This is a genomic window from Serratia nevei, from assembly GCF_024160145.1.
In the GTDB taxonomy this organism is placed as follows: Bacteria; Pseudomonadota; Gammaproteobacteria; order Enterobacterales; family Enterobacteriaceae; genus Serratia; species Serratia nevei_A.
In genome coordinates this window covers 28448-43157 of sequence record NZ_JAMYWQ010000027.1, presented here as the reverse complement: position 1 = coordinate 43157, position 14710 = coordinate 28448, and the positions used below count along the sequence as shown (strand labels likewise).

At 63.4% G+C, this 14710-nt stretch carries 11 protein-coding genes; 7 read left to right on the top strand and 4 right to left on the bottom strand.

Translation table 11 applies throughout. The features are described from left to right. A complete protein-coding gene (locus M6G53_RS17800; RefSeq protein ID WP_253333419.1) occupies window positions 1-1266 on the bottom strand; it encodes a 4-aminobutyrate--2-oxoglutarate transaminase in 1266 nt (421 codons plus the stop codon). A 121-nt stretch (window positions 1267-1387) separates the two neighbouring features. On the opposite strand from M6G53_RS17800, the gene pdxR reads away from it, so the two are divergent. Further along, window positions 1388-2878 (top strand): MocR-like pyridoxine biosynthesis transcription factor PdxR, encoded by a 1491-nt coding sequence (pdxR, locus tag M6G53_RS17795; protein ID WP_253333417.1) that lies wholly within the window; start codon window positions 1388-1390, stop codon window positions 2876-2878. A 15-nt stretch (window positions 2879-2893) separates the two neighbouring features. Here pdxR and M6G53_RS17790 read toward each other — a convergent pair whose 3' ends face one another. After that, entirely contained in the window at window positions 2894-4513 is a 1620-nt protein-coding gene (locus tag M6G53_RS17790; protein WP_253333415.1) for an ABC-F family ATP-binding cassette domain-containing protein, read from the bottom strand. Between the two features lie 307 nt (window positions 4514-4820). On the opposite strand from M6G53_RS17790, the gene M6G53_RS17785 reads away from it, so the two are divergent. After that, on the top strand, window positions 4821-6842 hold the full coding sequence (locus M6G53_RS17785; RefSeq protein WP_253333413.1) for an oxidoreductase: 2022 nt from the start codon (window positions 4821-4823) through the stop codon (window positions 6840-6842). A 32-nt stretch (window positions 6843-6874) separates the two neighbouring features. Here the strand turns inward: M6G53_RS17785 and rlmG are convergent, their stop codons facing one another. After that, window positions 6875-8014, bottom strand: coding sequence for a 23S rRNA (guanine(1835)-N(2))-methyltransferase RlmG (gene rlmG, locus M6G53_RS17780; RefSeq protein ID WP_015379148.1), 1140 nt, complete (start codon window positions 8012-8014; stop codon window positions 6875-6877). A 149-nt stretch (window positions 8015-8163) separates the two neighbouring features. Here rlmG and M6G53_RS17775 point away from each other — a divergent pair, with 149 nt between their 5' ends. The 5 genes from M6G53_RS17775 to sstT all read left to right on the top strand — a co-directional run bounded on the left by M6G53_RS17775 (window position 8164) and on the right by sstT (window position 13155). Next, complete coding sequence (locus tag M6G53_RS17775; protein ID WP_004937154.1) at window positions 8164-8670, top strand: M48 metallopeptidase family protein; 507 nt, start codon at window positions 8164-8166, stop codon at window positions 8668-8670. A 51-nt stretch (window positions 8671-8721) separates the two neighbouring features. Further along, window positions 8722-9702, top strand: a complete 981-nt coding sequence (locus M6G53_RS17770) for a Gfo/Idh/MocA family protein (RefSeq protein ID WP_253333411.1) — start codon at window positions 8722-8724, stop codon at window positions 9700-9702. A 1-nt stretch (window position 9703) separates the two neighbouring features. Further along, window positions 9704-10435, top strand: coding sequence for a glutamine amidotransferase (locus M6G53_RS17765; protein ID WP_253333409.1), 732 nt, complete (start codon window positions 9704-9706; stop codon window positions 10433-10435). A 252-nt stretch (window positions 10436-10687) separates the two neighbouring features. Next, entirely contained in the window at window positions 10688-11656 is a 969-nt protein-coding gene (locus M6G53_RS17760; protein WP_301286248.1) for a TerC family protein, read from the top strand. A 263-nt stretch (window positions 11657-11919) separates the two neighbouring features. Further along, on the top strand, window positions 11920-13155 hold the full coding sequence (gene sstT, locus M6G53_RS17755; protein ID WP_253333407.1) for a serine/threonine transporter SstT: 1236 nt from the start codon (window positions 11920-11922) through the stop codon (window positions 13153-13155). A 53-nt stretch (window positions 13156-13208) separates the two neighbouring features. On the opposite strand, the gene M6G53_RS17750 is transcribed toward sstT, so the two are convergent. Then, the gene (locus M6G53_RS17750; RefSeq protein WP_253333405.1) at window positions 13209-14696 is read right to left on the bottom strand and encodes a UxaA family hydrolase; all 1488 of its coding nucleotides are present in this window, start codon (window positions 14694-14696) and stop codon (window positions 13209-13211) included. Between the last annotated feature and the right edge of the window lie 14 nt (window positions 14697-14710).

Here is a 14710-nt window from a genome sequence, read left to right as displayed (position 1 = left end):
TTAGTGGGCCAGCGCGCGAGACAGGATGCCCATCGCCTTGGTGAACTGATCGTCCGGGATGGTCAGCGGGTACAGGAAGCGGATCACGTTGCCGTTCACGCCGCAGCTCAGCAGCAACAGCCCTTCCTCCATCGCCTTCTGCTGCACCTGACGGGTGATCTCCGCCGAAGGCTTGCCGGTAGCCGGATCGTTGAACTCCACCGCCACCATCGAGCCTTGCGCGCGCACATCGGCGATCGCCGGGCTGGTTTTGCCCGCCTGCTGCAACACTTCCACCAGGTGCTGCCCCAAGCGCTGGGCGCGCTGGCACAGCTGCTCTTCGTCGATCACGTCCAGCACCGCGTGCGCCGCAGCCACCGCCAGCGGGTTACCGGCGTAGGTACCGCCCAGCCCGCCCGGCGCCGGCGCATCCATCACCTCGGCGCGGCCCGCCACCGCCGACAGCGGCATGCCGCCCGCCAGGCTTTTCGCCATGGTGATCAGATCCGGTTTAACGCTGTAGTGCTCCATGGCGAATAGCTTGCCGGTACGGGCGAAGCCGGTCTGCACTTCGTCGGCGATCAGCAGGATGCCATGCTGGTCGCACAGCGCGCGCAGCGCCTGCATGAACTCGGCCGGCGCCACGTTGAAGCCGCCTTCGCCCTGCACCGGCTCCAGCACGATCGCCGCCACCTGCTTGGGATCGATATCCGCTTTAAACAGGCGATCCAGGCTGTTCATCGCATCTTCGGTGGTCACGCCGTACAGCGCGTTCGGGTACTGGCCGTGGAACACCGAGCCGGGGAATGGGCCAAAGCCCAGTTTGTAAGGTGCCACTTTGCCGGTCAGCGCCATGGTCATATAGGTGCGGCCGTGGAAGCCGCCGCCGAAGGTAATCAACCCCGGGCGGCCGGTGTAAGCACGGGCGATCTTCACCGCGTTTTCCACCGCTTCCGCGCCGGTGGTGAAGAAGGCGGTTTTACACGGGCCGGCGATCGGCGCGCGCTGGTTGATGCGCTCCGCCAGCGAGACATAGCTTTCGTAAGGAACGATCTGATAGGCGGTGTGGGTGAAGGCCTGCAGCTGCTTTTCAATCGCGGCGATCACCTTCGGATGACGGTGGCCGGTGTTCAGCACGGCGATCCCCGAGGCGAAATCGATCACTTCTTTGCCTTCCACATCCCACAGCGTGGCGTTCTCTGCGCGTTCGGCGTAAAAACCACACATCACGCCCACTCCGCGCGGGGTAGCGTCCTGACGGCGTTGGTTCAATTCTGCGTTTTTCATGCTGCTCTCTCCGGTCGGTGCCAGTTACACGTTTCGTTCACATTCGTGAAACAATGCCGTTTATTTACACAGGATGTGGCCCTATAATCGAGTGCCAGTTACGAATAATTGAGGGATCCAATTGCGCTCATTGAGTGGTGATCTGTTGCTGCAGCGCCTCGGCGAGCAGCCCGATGACAAGCTGCACAAGCGGCTTTACAACGCGATCCGCACCAGCATTCTCGACGGCAGCCTGCCGCCCTCCAGCCGCCTGCCCGCCTCGCGCGATCTGGCGCAGGAGCTCAGCCTGTCACGCAACACCGTGTTAACCGTTTATGAACAACTGCTGGCGGAAGGTTACGTGTCGGCGCGCGCCGGCAGCGGCACCTTCGTCGCCGACACGGTGCCGGACAGCTGCCTCTCCACCGGCGGCGCCCCGGCGGACGGCAGTGGGCAACCGCGCCGCGTCGAACTGTCTGAGCGCGGCGCCACGCTGCTGCACCACGCCAGCGCCAGCCCCAAACAGTGGGGGGCGTTCATTCCCGGCGTGCCCGACGTCAATGCCTTTCCCCACCAGCTGTTCAGCAAGATCCAGGCGCGGCTCAGCCGCCGCCCGGCGCCGCAGCGGCTGACCTACAGCAATCAGGGCGGTAGCCCGGAGCTGCAGCATGCGCTGGTAGAATATTTACGGGTGGCGCGCTCGGTGCGCTGCTCGCCGGAACAGATCCTGATCACCGAGGGCATCCATCAGGCGATCGATCTGGTGACGCGCATGTTGTGCAATCCGGGGGATGACGCCTGGATAGAAGAGCCAGGCTATTGGGGGATCCGCAATATCCTGCGCATCAATGCGCTGAACATCTGCCCGCTGGCGGTGGACGAAGCCGGGCTGGTGCCGCCGGAGCAGCCGACCAACCCGCCGCGGCTGATCTTCGTCACCCCGTCGCACCAGTATCCGCTCGGCTCGGTGATGAGCCTGGCGCGCCGCCAACGGCTGCTGGCGCTGGCGCGCAACGCCGGCGGCTGGATCGTCGAGGACGACTACGACAGCGAATTCCGCTTTTCCGGCCAACCGATCCCGGCGCTGCAAGGGCTGGAGGCCGACGCGCCGGTGATTTACATCGGCACTTTCAGCAAAACGCTCTACCCGGCGCTGCGCCTCGGCTATGTAGTGTTGCCGCCGCCGCTGGTACAGGCGCTGAAAACCGCCCACGCCGAGCTGTACCGCGGCGGGCACCTGCTGATCCAGAGCGCGCTGGCGGAGTTTATTCAGGCGGGGCACTACACCGCGCATATCCGCCGCATGCGGTTGCTGTACGCCCGGCGCCGCGCCTTCCTGACCGGATTGATCGAACAGCACCTCGGCAAACAGGCGCTCAGCGAATTCAACAGCAACGCCGGATTGCACCTGATCCTCAACCTGCCGGACGAGGCCGACGACGTGGCGATCGCCGCCGCCGCCGCCACGCAGGGGGTGCTGGTGCGGCCGCTATCGCGCTACTACATGCTGCCCAACCGCCGGCGCGGCCTGCTGATGGGGTTTGCCTGCGTGCCGGAAGAGCTGATGGCCTCGGCCTTCACCCAACTGCTGGCGTGCATTAACGCGCCTGAGATGAAAAAGGCGGCCCCTTAAGGCCGCCTTCGCGCGTTACCAGGCCTGAAGCCGCCAGCCGTCCGTCTGCCGGTGCAGGCGGTGCGTCGGCCGCAGCGCCTGCAGGAAGTCTTCGTCGTGCGATACCACCAGCATCGCGCCGGGGAAATCCGCCAGGGCGGTTTCGATCGCCAGCGACGACGTAAGATCCAGGTGGTTGGTCGGTTCGTCCAGCAACAGCAGCTGCGCCGGTTGTCGCCGCCACAGCGCGCAGGCCAGCGCCGCTTTGAGCCGCTCGCCGCCGCTCAGCGAGCCCAGCGGCAGCGCGATGCGATCGGCGCCAAGCTGCAGCTGCGCCAGCCGGGTGCGCAACGCGCCTTCCGCCAGCGGCGAATCCTGCAGCCCCAGATGGTCCATCACCGACAGACTCGGGTCGAACTGCGACAAGGTTTGATCGAGGTAGGCCGTCGACAGTGGGCAATGGCAATAGCCGGAAAGCGCCGTCAGCTGACCGAGAACGGTCTTCAACAAGGTGGATTTGCCGCAGCCGTTGGGGCCGGTCAAGGCCACGCGCATCGGGCCGTCGATACGCAGATCCAGCGGCGGCGCGCTGACGAACGGCAGCTGCAGCTGCTCGAGCACCAGCACCTGCTTGTTCGCGCTCACTTCGCTGCCCGGCAGCGCCAGCAACACCGGCTGCTCGTCCTCCACCCGCTGATAGGCCTCGCGTACCGCCGCATCGAGGCTGTCGCGCTGATCCTGATGCTGTTTGCGCAGCGTGCCGAGGCTCTCCTTCGCCGCCGATTTGTAGGCCACCCGCTCGAAGGAGGCGATATTCAGCGTATCGACGACGCGCAGCGTTTGCGCCGAGCGCCGCTGGCTCATGTCGTGCTCTTTCTGCTGACGGGCGCGGGTGCGGCGGCGCTCCTCGCGCGCATGCTCCAGATCGGCGCGCGCCGCCTGCTGCTCCGTGTCGCGCTGGCGCCGGTAGTCGTCGTAGTTGCCGCCGTAGCTGCGCAGCGCGCCGGGCGTCAGTTCGACGATGCGCTCCATATGCCCCAGCAGCTGCCGGTCATGACTGGCGACAAGCAGCCCGCCGCGCCACTGATCCAGCTGCTGATACAACCAGGCGCGCCCGGCGCTGTCGAGGTGGTTGGTCGGTTCGTCCAGCAGCAGATAATCCGCCTCCCCCAGCAAAGCGCCGCACAGCGCCGCGCGCATCCGTTCGCCGCCGCTCAGTGAGCTTGCGGCTCGCAGCGGCTCGAAGGCCGGCAATCCGGCGGCGGCAAAGGCGCTTTGCAGGCGATCGTTGAGATCCCAGCGCCCTTCCAGACGATCGATGTCGTCCGCCAGCGGCCGCCCCTGCTCGATGCGCGCCAGCGCGGCGAAGACTTCACCGTAGCCCAGCAGCTGCGCCAACGTGGTGCCCGCCGCGATCTCCGGCTGCTGCGCAACGTAAGCCAATACGGCATGGGATTCGACGTGCCCGCTGCCCGGCCGATCCCGCCCGGCGATCAGGCGCAGCAGCTGGGTTTTGCCGACGCCGTTGCGCCCCACCAGGCCATAGCGCGACCGATCGAACGCGAGATCCAGCGGGCCGAACAGCGTTTCGCCGTCAGCAAATTGGCAGGTCAGTTGATGTAAAACGAAATAAGGGGACTGCGCAAAATGAGCCATAAGCACTCCTGAATGAGATCAAAACATCCCCACAGGGCGCGGGTGCGCACAGCGTGGGACCCGATATCAACAGGCGTGGTTGTTCATTTTCGGTTATGGCTCCGCAGAGAGAAGGAATTTACAGCGCGCAAAGGTTAACCGATCTTTTGTTCGTTATGCAAACGGTGTCTGAGATTCATGACGTCTATCACATTCGGCACAACGCAGATTCCCAAGCGGCGCGACAACGGCTAGATTTATCTCATCCGACCACTTGTGTTCACATAATTATAACAACGGGCCCCGATTTCACCCGATGGAGAGTGCAATGAGCAATTACCCTCACCTGCTGGCGCCGCTGGATCTCGGCTTCACCACCCTGAAAAACCGGGTGCTGATGGGATCGATGCATACCGGCCTGGAAGAGCTGCCCGATGGCCCACAGCGCCTGGCCGCGTTCTATGCCGAGCGCGCCGCCGCCGGCGTGGCGCTAATCGTCACCGGCGGCATCGCGCCCAACGACAAAGGCGTGGTGTATCGCGGCGGCTCCACCCTTAACGACGAGGCGCAGCTGCCTCACCATCGGCCGGTCACCGAGGCCGTTCATCACGCAGGCGGCAAGATAGCGCTGCAGATCCTGCATGCCGGCCGCTACAGCTATCAGCCGCACCCGGTAGGCCCTTCCGCGCTGCAGGCGCCGATCAATCCCTTCGCGCCAAGCGCGCTGAGCGAAGCGGAGATCGAGCAGACCATCGCCGACTTCGCCCGCTGCGCGGCGCTGGCGCAACAGGCCGGCTACGACGGCGTTGAGGTGATGGGGTCCGAAGGCTACCTGATCAACCAATTTTTGGCGGCGCGCACCAACCAGCGCGACGACCGCTGGGGCGGCAGCTTCACCAACCGCATGCGCTTCGCCGTCGAGATCGTGCGGGCGGTGCGCCAGGCGGTGGGCGCGGAATTCATTCTGATCTACCGGCTGTCGATGCTCGATCTGGTGGAAGACGGCTCCAGCTGGCAGGAGATCGAACAGCTGGCGCTGGCGGTCGAACAGGCGGGTGCCACGATCATCAACACCGGCATCGGCTGGCACGAGGCGCGCATCCCGACCATCGCTACCATGGTGCCGCGCGCCGGGTTCAGCTGGGTGACCCGCAAGCTGATGGGCAAGGTCGGCATTCCGCTGATCACCACCAACCGCATCAACGATCCGGCGGTGGCCGAGCAGGTGCTGGCGGACGGCTGCGCCGACATGGTGTCGATGGCGCGCCCGTTCCTCGCCGACGCCGCCTTTGTGCAAAAAGCCGCCGAAGGGCGCGCCGACGAGATCAATACCTGCATCGGCTGCAACCAGGCCTGTCTCGACCAGATTTTTGAAGGCAAGCTGACGTCCTGCCTGGTCAACCCGCGCGCCTGCCGCGAAACCGAAATGCCGCTGACGATGGCGGAGAAACCGAAAAAGCTGGCGGTGATCGGCGCCGGCCCCGCCGGGCTGGCCTTCGCCACCACCGCTGCCAGCCGCGGCCATCAGGTGACGCTGTTCGACGCGGCCGATCAGATCGGCGGCCAGTTCAACATCGCCAAGCAGATCCCCGGCAAGGAAGAATTCCATGAAACCCTGCGTTACTTCCGCCGCCAGCTGGCGCTGCGCGAAGTGACGGTCAGGCTGGGCGTCAAGGTCGAGGCGGCGGATTTAAGCGAATTCGACGAGGTGATCCTCGCCTGCGGCATCGTGCCGCGCACGCCGGACATCCCCGGCATCGGCCACGCCAAGGTGCTGAGCTATCTGGACGTGCTGCGCGATAAAAAACCGGTCGGCCAGCGGGTGGCGATCGTCGGTGCCGGCGGCATCGGCTTCGACACCGCCGAGTACCTCAGCCAGCACGGCGTGCCCAGCAGCCTGGATCAGGCGGAATTCAACCGCGAATGGGGCATCGACGGCCGCCTTGAGCAGCGCGGCGGGCTGGCGGCGCAAGGGCCGCAGGCACCGCGCGCCGCGCGGCAAATCTATCTGCTGCAGCGCAAAACCAGCAAAGTGGGCGAAGGCCTGGGGAAAACCACCGGTTGGATCCACCGCGCCAGCCTGGCGATGCGCGGCGTGAAGATGCTCAACAGCGTCAGCTATCGGCTGATCGACGACGAAGGGCTGCACATCACCCGCGCCGAGCAGGACAGCTGTCTGCCGGTAGACACGGTGATCATCTGCGCCGGGCAGGAACCGCGCCGCGAGCTGCAGCAACCGCTGCTGGCGATGGGGAAAACCGTGCATCTGATCGGCGGCGCCGACGTGGCCGCCGAGCTGGACGCCCGCCGCGCGATCGATCAGGGTACGCGGCTGGCGATGGCGCTGTAAAAAAGGGGCGCCCGGCGCCCCTTGTTATTCACTCAGCGACGCGCGCCGGATTTCACCGCTCTCAAGATCACGAACTTCTTGTTCGAGGCCACCAGCGTACAGTTGCCGAACAGACGCTTGAGCTTCTGGTGATAGTCGAGGTGGCGGTTGCCAACGATGCGCAACTCGCCGCCCACCTGCAGGCAGCGTTTGGCGTCGCAGAACATCTGCCAGGCGGTGTGATCGGTAATCGCGTGCTGCTGGTGGAACGGCGGGTTGCACAGCACCGCCTGCACGCTTTCGCGCTCGATGCCCGCCAGCGCGTTGTTCACCTCAAACTGGCAACGATCCAGCTCTTGCGGCAGGTTATGCTCCACGTTCAGCTCGCTGGAGGCCACCGCCATGTAAGATTCATCGACGAAGGTCACCTGCGCTTCCGGGTTTTGCGCCAGCGCCGTCAGGCCAATCACGCCGTTACCGCAGCCCAGATCGACGATATGGCCGTTCAGCCCGCGCGGCAGATGTTCCATAAACAGGCGCGCGCCGATATCCAGGCTGCCGCGCGAGAAGACGTTGGCGTGGTTGTGGATCAGCCAATCGGTACCGTCCAGCGTCCAGTCGGTGGTTTCCGCCGCCGCCGGTGGGACGATGTCCGCCGCCTGGCAGAAGATCAGGCGCGCTTTCTTCCACGCCAGGCTGGTGCGCGTCGGGCCCAGCACCTTTTCAAACAGCTGCATCGTCGAGGTATGCACGTCGCGCGCCTTGGCGCCGGCGACGATCAGCGTGTCTTCAGTCACGACGTGGCGCAGCGCACGCAGCTGCTGCTCCAGCAGCGCCAGCGCCTTCGGCACGCGAATCAACACCACCGCCGGCGCCGCCGGCAGCTCGGCCAGGCTGTCCAGCAGCGTGACCTGCTCGGGATCCAATCCGTTGAGCTTCAGGTTGTGGCGCGTCGCCAGTTGGCTCATGTACGAGTCGCTGACGCTGTAAGGGCGATGCGCGTGCAGCGCACAGGCCAGGGTGCCGAAGTTATCGTTGAAAATCAGCACCGGACGGCCGCCGATATCTACGTTTTCAAGCTGTTGCAGCAGATATTCGTCCGCCGCTTCCCACGCCTGCAGTTGGGTGGATTCTTCCTGTTGGGGATAACGCTCCAGCTCAAGTTGCTGTGTTCCCAGATCGAGTTGGCTCATTGCCCCTCCTGACTGATAAAATTTGGGCTGTTTATCCCCTAAAAACGCCCGTCAGTAAAATGTTTTTTCGGATAAATTGCGTATGCCAGGATTTGAGCGAAAAAACAGCATAGAATGACCGGCTGAATGGCCGTTGATACGGAACAAGAATGTCTGAATTGACCTACCTGCAAGGCTACCCAACGCATCTGCAAAGCCAGGTGCAGCAACTGATCCATCAGAACCGGCTGGGAGACGTGCTGCTGCAGCGCTATCCGCAGGTGCACGACTGCACCACCGACAAGTCGCTGTATCAGTTTACCGTCGATCTGAAAAACCAGTATCTGCGCAACGCCCAGCCGCTGAGCAAGGTGGCCTACGACAGCAAGATCCACGTCATGAAGCACGCGCTTGGCCTGCACACCGCCATCTCGCGCGTGCAGGGCGGCAAGCTGAAGGCCAAGGCGGAAATCCGCGTGGCGACGGTGTTCAAGGTCGCGCCCGAACCCTTCCTGCGCATGATCGTGGTGCATGAGCTGGCGCACCTGAAAGAGAAAGATCACAACAAGGCGTTCTACAGCCTGTGCTGCCATATGGAGCCGGATTACCACCAGCTGGAGTTCGATACCCGGCTGTATCTGACGCACCTTTCGTTGTTCGGCGAGCTGTATGCATAGCGAGTGAGGGCGTGATAATCTGCGTTTTTTAGGCCTGGACCGGAGCTCGCCATGATTCGCTTTGCCGTCGTCGGTACCAACTGGATTACGGAACGTTTTATCGATGCCGCCCATGAAAGCGGCAAACTCAAGCTGAGCGCCGTGTATTCACGCTCGCTGGACCAGGCGCAGGCGTTTGGCGCCCAGTATCAGGTCTCGCAGTTTTTCGACTCGCTCGAGGCGATGGCCCAGTCCGATGCCCTCGACGCGGTGTATATCGCCAGCCCCAATTCCCTGCATTGCCCGCAATCGCTGCTGTTCCTGCGCCATAAAAAGCACGTGATCTGCGAAAAACCGCTGGCCTCCAACCTGCGCGAAGCGGAAAGGCTGGTGGCCTGCGCGCGGGAAAATCAGGTGGTGCTGTTCGAGGCGTTCAAAAGCGCCTATCTGCCGAACTTCCTGGCGCTGCGGCAGGCGTTGCCGAAAGTCGGCCGGCTGCGCAAAGCCTTTATCAACTATTGCCAATACTCTTCGCGCTACCCGCGCTATCTCGCCGGCGAGAACCCCAACACCTTTAACCCGCAGTTCTCCAACGGCTCGATCATGGACATCGGCTACTACTGTCTGGCCAGCGCGGTAGCGCTGTTCGGTGCGCCGCAGTCGGTGCTGGCCTGCGCCACGCTGCTCGATACCGGCGTGGACGCCCACGGCACCGTCTGCCTGAACTACGGCGATTTCGACGTTACGCTCTCCCATTCCAAGGTCAGCGACTCGGCGATCCCCAGCGAGATCCAGGGGGAAGAAGGCACGCTGATTATCGACAAGATTTCCGAGTGCCAGGGCGTGGCGCTGACGCCGCGCGGCGGCAACCGCCAGGATCTGAGCCAACCGCAGCACATCAACACCATGCTGTATGAAGCGCTGGCCTTCGCCGAGTTGGTTGAGAAACATCAGGTGGAACATCCGGGGCTGGAAAATTCGCTGATCGTCGCCCGCCTGCTGACCGACATCCGCCGCCAGACCGGCGTCGTCTTCCCCGCCGACGGAGAATGAAATGAAACCGCTGCTCGTGATGCAAACCGGCGATGCGCCGCAGACCATTCGTCAGGAACTGGCCAACTTTGAAGGTATGTTCCTGCAACAGGGAAACATCGACGCCGAACGTGCACACATCGTGCATCTGCCCGCCGGCGAACGGCCGTTGCCGCCGGCCGCCTATTGCGGCGTAGTCATCACCGGATCGCCGGCGATGGTGACCGAACAGCTGCCGTGGAGCGAGGAAGCCGCCGAATGGCTGCGTCAGGCGATGGCGATCAAACTGCCGTTGTTCGGCGTCTGCTACGGCCACCAGCTGCTGGCCTACGCGCTCGGCGGCGAAGTGGGCTACCACCCGCAGGGCATGGAGGTGGGTACGCTGGAGATCGAACTGCTGCCCGCCGCAGCCGACGATCGGCGGCTCACCCTGCTGCCGCCGCGTTTCAAGGCCAATCTTATCCATGCGCAGAGCGTGCTGACGCCACCCGTCGGCGCGCAGACGCTGGCGCGTTCGCAGCAGGACGCGCACCAGATCCTGCGCTATGGCGATCACGCCCTGACCACCCAGTTCCATCCGGAATTCAACGGCGCGGTGATGAGCCAGTATCTGCAGTGGCTTGGCGAACTGCATCCCGAGCAGCAGGCCCGCTATCAACAGCAACAACAACAGGTTAGCGACACGCCGTTCAGCCGCCTGCTGCTGCAGGGATTCGTCGTTAGCCTCGGCGCGCAAAAAGCGATGGCCGGCTAACGCGATTCACGTTGACCGCCGAGATATTTTGCATTACTTTCTGCTCTGCAAAGGGGAGTAACTTCATTGCCGGTCAATCGTCATTACGATGCGCAAGCATCCGGTTACCGGGCAACCTGATGTCAAAGGTGTAACCACCTTCATCAACGTTGTAAGTGAGACCTTGCCGGAAGGCGAGGTTTGCTTGCAGCGTTCACAGAGCGGCTGGCGTCTTCCGACGTTGGCCGTTTTTGTTTTTGAAGGATACCTCTGATGATGAATACCGTTGGCACACCGTGGTTATGGGGCAGCTTCGCCGCCGTCATAGTCGTGATGCTCGCAATCGACCTCCTGTTGCAGGGCCGTAAAGGCGCGCACACCATGACCCTGAAGCAGGCCGCCAGCTGGTCGCTGGTGTGGGTCAGCCTCTCCCTGCTGTTCAATTTCGGTTTCTGGTACTACCTGAATGAAACCGCCGGGCGCGCCGTCGCCGATACCCAGGCGCTGGCCTTCCTGACCGGCTACCTGATCGAAAAAGCGCTGGCGGTGGATAACGTGTTCGTCTGGCTGATGCTGTTCAGCTACTTCGCCGTGCCGGCCAACCTGCAGCGGCGGGTGCTGATCTACGGCGTGCTGGGCGCGATCGTGCTGCGCACCATCATGATCTTCGCCGGCAGCTGGCTGGTCAGCCAGTTCCAGTGGCTGCTGTATCTGTTCGGCGCCTTCCTGCTGTTCACCGGTATCAAGATGGCGCTGGCGAAGGAGGATGACTCGGCGATCGGCGACAAGCCGCTGGTGAAATGGCTGCGCAGCCACCTGCGCATGACCGACAGCCTGGAAGGCGAGCGCTTCTTCGTGCGCCGCAACGGCCTGCTGTTCGCCACCCCGCTGGTGCTGGTGCTGATCCTGGTCGAACTGAGCGACGTGATCTTCGCGGTGGACAGCATTCCGGCGATCTTCGCCGTGACCACCGATCCGTTCATCGTCCTGACCTCCAACCTGTTCGCCATCATGGGCCTGCGCGCCATGTACTTCCTGCTGGCCAACGTGGCGGAGCGTTTCTCGATGCTGAAATACGGCCTGTCGGTGATCCTGGTGTTTATCGGCATCAAGATGCTGATTATCGACTTCTTCCACATCCCGATCGGCATGTCGCTCGGCGTGGTGGCGGGCATCCTGACGCTCACCCTGCTGATCAATGCCTGGGTCAATCGCCGCAACGATCGCCTGGCGAAGAAATAACCACAATCTGTTATCCGGGGCGCTAGTCGCCCCGCGATTGTTTGGCAATTCCCCCCAAACGCCAAACGTTATTGCGATCACACAAATGTAACCAGTATGTTATCAAGTATTGATCCGCGCTTAGAATTTCATCCTCGCCTCTTTCCAACATCATTCGATTGCTGAATACTGATTCGGCAAACACACTTAGTTACAGAATCTTATAAAGTTGCCCGGCGCACGTTCCCGCCGCGGTGGCCAGATAACATCAGGAAGAAAGCACTATGCAAAAACTACTACAAAGGATCTCGCAGGGTAGCCTGGTCAAACAAATCATGGCCGGTCTGGTGGCCGGCATTCTGGTGGCGCTGGTTTCGCCGGCGGCGGCGGCGGCGGTCGGCCTGCTCGGCACCCTGTTCGTCGGCGCGCTGAAAGCGGTTGCGCCGCTGCTGGTGCTGATTCTGGTGATGGCCTCGATCGCCAACCATAAACAGGGGCAGAAAACCAACATTCGCCCGATCCTGTTCCTCTACCTGCTGGGCACCTTCGCCGCGGCGCTGGTGGCGGTCATCGTCAGCTTTATCTTCCCTTCCACGCTGGCGCTGACCACCGGCGCGACCGACATCACCCCGCCGGGCGGCATCGTAGACGTGATGAAGGGTCTGCTGCTGAGCGTGGTGGCTAACCCGTTCCATGCGCTGATTAACGCCAACTACATCGGCATTCTGGCTTGGGCCGTCGGGCTGGGGCTGGCGCTGCGCCACGCTTCCGAAACCACCAAGGGGCTGATCAACGACATGTCCCATGCGGTTACGCTGGTGGTGCGTGCGGTGATCCGCTGTGCGCCGCTCGGCATCTTCGGCCTGGTGGCCTCCACGCTGGCGGAAACCGGCTTCGGCGTGCTGTGGGGCTACGCCCAGCTGCTGATGGTGCTGCTCGGCTGCATGCTGCTGGTGGCGCTGGTGCTCAACCCGCTGATCGTTTACTGGAAGATCCGCCGCAATCCGTATCCGCTGGTGTTCGCCTGCCTGCGCGAGAGCGGCGTGACCGCCTTCTTCACCCGCAGCTCCGCCGCCAACATCCCGGTGAACATGGAGCTGTGCAAGAAGCTGAACCTGAATGAGGACACCTACTCCGTTTCCATCCCGCTGGGCGCCACCATCAACATGGCCGGTGCAGCGATCACCATCACCGTACTGACGCTGGCGGCGGTGAACACCCTGGGCATCGCGGTGGACGTCCCGACCGCCCTGCTGCTGAGCGTGGTGGCCGCCCTGTGCGCCTGCGGCGCCTCCGGCGTGGCCGGCGGCTCACTGCTGCTGATCCCGCTGGCGTGCAACATGTTCGGCATCCCGAACGACGTGGCGATGCAGGTGGTGGCGGTGGGCTTTATCATCGGCGTGCTGCAGGATTCGGCGGAAACCGCCCTCAACTCCTCCACCGACGTGCTGTTCACCGCCGCGGCCTGCCAGGCGGAAGATCAACGGCTGGCGGACGAGGACCCGCTGAAGGTGCGTTAATCCCACCTGGCGGCATCGATAAGGCGCTCTTTCGAGCGCCTTTTTTGTCAGCCTTACAGCGTCACCCCGCTTTTGAAGATCGCCAGCTCGCGGAAATCGTTGGCTTCATTGCGCGCCGGGCGGCCGTTGGCGATCTCGACGATCAGATCGACGAAGCGGCCGAGCAAGGTCTCCATCGCCACGCCGTGGATCAGGCTGCCGGCGTCGAAATCGATCCAATGGGGTTTCTTCGCCGCCAGCTCGCTGTTGGTGGCCAGCTTCACCGTCGGTACAAAGCCGCCGTACGGCGTGCCGCGCCCGGTGCTGAACAGCACCATATGGCAGCCGGCACCGGCCAGCGCGCTGGTCGCCACCGCATCGTTGCCCGGCGCGCTGAGCAGATTCAGCCCCGGCACGTGCAGCCGCTCACCGTACTTCAACACGTCCACCACCGGGCTCAGGCCCGCTTTCTGGGTGCAGCCGAGCGATTTCTCTTCCAGCGTGGTAATGCCGCCGGCCTTGTTGCCCGGCGACGGATTCTCGTATATCGGCTGTTGATGGGCGATGAAATAGCGTTTGAAATCGTTGATCATATCGACGGTTTTGCCGAAGGTCTCCCCATCGCGGCAGCGGCTCATCAGAATGCGCTCGGCGCCGAACATCTCCGGCACTTCGGTCAGCACCGTGGTGCCGCCGTTGGCGATCACATAGTCGGAAAAGCGCCCCAGCAGCGGGTTGGCGGTGATGCCCGACAATCCGTCCGAACCGCCGCACTCCAGGCCGAACTTCAGCTCGCTCAGGCGGCCCGGCTCGCGGCGATCGTGGCGCATCTCCCGGTACAGCTCGTGCAACAGCGCCAGCCCGGCTTCCACCTCGTCGTCCTGCTGTTGGCACACCATAAAACGCAGCCGTCGCTCGTCCGCCATCCCCAGCGTGGCGCGAAAGGCATCCACCTGATTGTTCTCGCAGCCCAGCCCAATCACCAGCACCGCGCCGGCGTTGGGATGGCGCGCCATGTTTTGCAGCATGATGCGGGTGTTGGCATGATCCTGCCCCAGCTGCGAGCAGCCGAACGGATGGCTGAACAGATACACGCCGTCGATCCCCTCCGCCTGCGTTTGCTGCAAAAAGCGCTGCTGGATCTGGCGGGCGATACCGTTGACGCAGCCGACGGTCGGCACGATCCACAGTTCGTTGCGGATCCCCACGTCGCCGCCTGCCCGGCGGTACAGCTGCACCTCGCGATCCGCCGCCTGCGGCGGCAACGTCGGGAACTGCGGCTGGTAACGGTAGCTGTCCAGATCGTTCAGGTTGGTTTTGGCGTTTTGCGAATGAATATGCTCCCCGGGGCCGATAGCCACCAGCGCGTGGCCGATCGGCTGGCCATATTTGATGATGTCCTCGCCTTCGGCGATCGGGCCGAGCGCAAACTTGTGCCCGCGCGCCACCGGCTGCGCCAGCGGAACGGCCGCGCCTGCCAGCTCAACCGTTTCTCCGGCGGCCAGGTCGCGCAGCGCCACCGCCACGTTATCCTGCGCGTGAATCTTTATCGTACTTTGCATAAACGGTTCCGGAT

What these genes read in the sequence shown, in the direction of transcription:
- M6G53_RS17770 (WP_253333411.1), top strand. Translation starts at nt 8,722, where the DNA reads ATGATTCGCTTTGCCGTCGTCGGTACCAACTGGATTACGGAACGTTTT.
- M6G53_RS17785 (WP_253333413.1), top strand. Translation starts at nt 4,821, where the DNA reads ATGAGCAATTACCCTCACCTGCTGGCGCCGCTGGATCTCGGCTTCACC.
- M6G53_RS17790 (WP_253333415.1), bottom strand. Translation starts at nt 4,513, where the DNA reads ATGGCTCATTTTGCGCAGTCCCCTTATTTCGTTTTACATCAACTGACC.
- rlmG (WP_015379148.1), bottom strand. Translation starts at nt 8,014, where the DNA reads ATGAGCCAACTCGATCTGGGAACACAGCAACTTGAGCTGGAGCGTTAT.
- M6G53_RS17760 (WP_301286248.1), top strand. Translation starts at nt 10,688, where the DNA reads ATGATGAATACCGTTGGCACACCGTGGTTATGGGGCAGCTTCGCCGCC.
- M6G53_RS17800 (WP_253333419.1), bottom strand. Translation starts at nt 1,266, where the DNA reads ATGAAAAACGCAGAATTGAACCAACGCCGTCAGGACGCTACCCCGCGC.
- M6G53_RS17775 (WP_004937154.1), top strand. Translation starts at nt 8,164, where the DNA reads ATGTCTGAATTGACCTACCTGCAAGGCTACCCAACGCATCTGCAAAGC.
- M6G53_RS17765 (WP_253333409.1), top strand. Translation starts at nt 9,704, where the DNA reads ATGAAACCGCTGCTCGTGATGCAAACCGGCGATGCGCCGCAGACCATT.
- sstT (WP_253333407.1), top strand. Translation starts at nt 11,920, where the DNA reads ATGCAAAAACTACTACAAAGGATCTCGCAGGGTAGCCTGGTCAAACAA.
- M6G53_RS17750 (WP_253333405.1), bottom strand. Translation starts at nt 14,696, where the DNA reads ATGCAAAGTACGATAAAGATTCACGCGCAGGATAACGTGGCGGTGGCG.